The 3,340-nt window shown below is 35.4% G+C and carries 3 protein-coding genes; 1 reads left to right on the top strand and 2 read right to left on the bottom strand.

Features of this window, described 5'->3' with window-relative positions; genetic code table 11:
- Positions 1–370 precede the first annotated feature (370 nt).
- On the top strand, positions 371–1,159 hold the full coding sequence (locus FTV03_RS17320) for an aminoglycoside adenylyltransferase domain-containing protein (RefSeq protein ID WP_038350081.1): 789 nt from the start codon (positions 371–373) through the stop codon (positions 1,157–1,159).
- Positions 1,160–1,285: 126 nt separating this feature from the next.
- Here FTV03_RS17320 and FTV03_RS17325 read toward each other — a convergent pair whose 3' ends face one another.
- Positions 1,286–1,744: a DUF523 domain-containing protein gene (locus FTV03_RS17325; protein ID WP_077170035.1), complete on the bottom strand. Its 459-nt coding sequence runs from the start codon at positions 1,742–1,744 to the stop codon at positions 1,286–1,288.
- Between the two features lie 234 nt (positions 1,745–1,978).
- Positions 1,979–3,144 (bottom strand): IS3 family transposase gene (locus FTV03_RS17330; RefSeq protein WP_119285041.1). Its coding sequence is split into 2 segments (ribosomal slippage): positions 1,979–2,886 and positions 2,886–3,144, totalling 1,167 coding nucleotides; the frame shifts between segments, so codons are not numbered across the junction.
- Positions 3,145–3,340: the final 196 nt, after the last annotated feature.

Genomic DNA, 3,340 nt, shown 5'->3' on the forward strand with positions numbered 1-3,340 from the left:
TGTTTTTTCTGCTTTGATCGCAGCAAGTGCTACCTTAGCCTTAAAGTCGTTTGAATGATTTCTTCTTGGTCTACGTGCCATAAAATACTCCATATATTGATGTTTATAACATCATTTGAGGAGCAGAGTATCACTTATAGGAGTTGTTCAAATTTCCGGATCCATCTCTAAGTGAGGAGGAAATGACTCTTACTATTCAGATGTTGTTTCAAGCTTTTTTTGATTGATAGAGTTTTATGTATTAAACTCTATATTGAAAGTAAATATATTGTAAAAATAGTATGTTATTTACTAATTGATTAAATTATTTACACTTATTCTGTATAATGCTCTATGAATTCATTACTTATTTTTTTAAATTAAAAATCATATGCAAAGCTTAAATGATGAAGAGTGTCGCCAAGTTGAAAGTGTAAAACAGCTTTTACAAAAAAATTTTAAAGATAAGCTTTATGCTATTTATTTATATGGTTCGTATGTTGATGGTGGTTTAAAACATAAAAGTGATCTTGATATTTTAGTTATTATTGAACGTGAAATTACCGATCAGGAAAGAAAACAATTAGCGCAGAATTTTCTAAATATATCTGTTCCGATTGGTCATGCTACAGCGCGTGCCTTAGAAATTACGATATTAGAAAAAGGGAGTATTACCAATAAAAATCATCCATATACATATCAGCTACAATATGGCGAGTGGTTGAGAGAAGAATTACTCAAAGGTGAATTACTTTATAGTCAATCTGATCCAGATATTAGTATTTTACTTAAAACTGCCCAATTACATAACATTACTATCTTTGGACCTGATATTTGCGATTGGTTAAATCCAATTAGCTATGAACAATTAATATTTGCCATGCAAAAAACTTATCCACAAATTATTGCTCATTGGAAAGACGATCAGGATGAATGTAATCAAATTTTAGCGCTATGCCGTATAGCTTATACATTAGATCATAAAACAATAGTTGCCAAGGATGTTGCTGCGACATGGTTTTTAGAATTCTTAAGTCAGATAGATCAAGACATTTTGCAACTCATAATAGATGAATATATTGGGCAAGGTCATGAGCAATGTTGGTTAGTTTTACATGATCAGCTTGCTAAAATTGTTAAAGAATTACAGCATAAAATTGAACCACTACTTTTTAACTGATGTGGAAGTAATGGATATGCTTCTTAGATTATTACCTCACTATATCTCTAAATACCGAAGAGACTTGATATTGCAAAGGGGGGCGTGGTTGGAGTTGCATGAAGATTTTAAATAAAAGCGGAGGAACTAGGGTAAAAGTTGCCAAAAAGTTTCTTCTGAAATGACTTTTATATTATGACGTTTAAGCAAAGCGGAGGTAACTCCATTGCCATAGATCTTATTCCCATTAAATTGACCATCGTAAATCATTGAACTACCACATGAAGGGCTATTTTCTTTAAGCACTACCAGAGTAGCTTTTAATAATTGAACTTTTTTTAAAGTTCTATATGCCCCTTCAATATAGATTGAAGTCACATCCTTTCCTGATTTTTCAATTACACAGGCTTTTCCATCTAAGACATCATCGCCATTACCTCCCGAAATCTCGGCAGGTTCGCGTGGTGTTGATAAACCGCCAAGAATCTCTGGACATACCATAGTAGCTTTTCCATCTTTGACTAATTTTTCGATTTTTTCGTTTAAGCTATGCGTCCCGTTATAACGTACCTTTAAGCCAGCCAGACAAGAACTTACTAAAATCATATTTCCTCTATGAAAAAGATATGTATCGATTTGCTATTTAGCCAGTACCTATTATTTTTTAAAATTAATAGGTTAGTGCTATGGATAAAACAAGAATTTAAATATGATCAATGCAAAGTGAGTTATTTTTTTTCTAACCCACAAAGCTTATAGATTAGTTTGATCCTTTTTGTTTAGAAAATTTATCAACAGTGATGTGTGCTGAATTAGCAGGAGACTTTCACTTGGGAGATTCTAGGCAGCTAACCGATAAAAGTCTTCTGCCATTTGATTTGGTGTCTTAAAATCCAAGCCTTTTTGAATTCTTCGCTGATTATAAAATAACTCTATATATTTTGTAATATCCGCTTTGGCTTCTTCCCTTGTTTTGTAGTTGCGATGATGGACTAGTTCATTTTTGAGTATGCCCCAGAAACTCTCTATCGGTGCATTATCAAAGCAGTCGCCTTTTTTGCTCATTGAACCCTGAAAATCAAATTTCTCAAGTAAGTTTCGATATTCATTACTGCAATATTGGCTGCCTCTATCTGAATGTACAATGAGATCTTTAGCAGGTTTCTGATTGCGAATAGCCATATTCAATGCATCACAAACAAGCTTGGCTGTCATGCGCTCATTTAAGCTATAGCCAACAACCTGTTTCGTGTAAAGATCTTTGACAGCTGCCAAGTACAACCAGCCCTCAGCCGTCCAAATGTAGGTAATGTCACTCGACCACGCAAGATTAGGCTTCGTCATTGAAAACTGTTGCTTGAGTAAATTGTCATAAATAGAACGGTTGTGATCACTGTTCGTGGTTCTTTTGAAACGCTTATGGCGCTTACAATACAACTGATTTGATTTTTTTATTTGGCGCACAGCATACGTACTTATTTTGATACCTTGCGCTTGTAAATGCTTGGTTAATCGAACATAGCCATAGCTTTGTTTGGTTTCTTCATGGGCTATTTTGACCAAAATTGTCTGCTGATTTCGCTGAATTGATCTTTTACTCATGCCTCGCTTTAGCCAATCATAAAAGCGAGAAACGGATACACGAAGTAATCGAGCCATTAAAATAATCGGAAATAAGTGGCTTTGCGATTTCATATAGGCGTACCTCACTGACTTTCTTTGGCAAAGTACGCTGCTGCCTTTTTTAAAAATTCACGTTCCATTTCAGCTGTTTTGAGCTGTTGTTTAAGCTTCTTATTTTCTTCGAGTAAGGCGTTTAGATCGGGCGAATACTGTTTTGTGCCTGCTAAAGTTCCAGCCTTTGCTTTGTTATTCCAGTTCGAAAGGGTTTGCATTGAAATGCCAAGTTGTCTAGCGGATTCCGATACATTACCTTGGTTCTCTTCAATGGCTTTTATGGCTTCAGCTTTAAATTCTGCGGTGTAAGTCTTCTGTTTCTTGCTCATGGTAAACTCCTAATGAGTATGTATAGTTTACCAAGTTAAACCCTCCTGTTTTTTAAGCACACATCAATAGAGTGGGAGTGACGGGCACTGGCTGGCAATGTCTAGCAACGGCAGGCATTTCGGCTGAGGGTAAAAGAACTTTCCGCTAAGCGATAGACTGTATGTAAACACAGTATTGCAAGGACGCGGAACATGC

It is taken from the genome of Acinetobacter sp. YH12218 (genome assembly GCF_013417925.1).
Lineage (GTDB): Bacteria > Pseudomonadota > Gammaproteobacteria > Pseudomonadales > Moraxellaceae > Acinetobacter > Acinetobacter amyesii.

What these genes read in the sequence shown, in the direction of transcription:
- FTV03_RS17325 (WP_077170035.1), bottom strand. Translation starts at nt 1,744, where the DNA reads ATGATTTTAGTAAGTTCTTGTCTGGCTGGCTTAAAGGTACGTTATAAC.
- FTV03_RS17320 (WP_038350081.1), top strand. Translation starts at nt 371, where the DNA reads ATGCAAAGCTTAAATGATGAAGAGTGTCGCCAAGTTGAAAGTGTAAAA.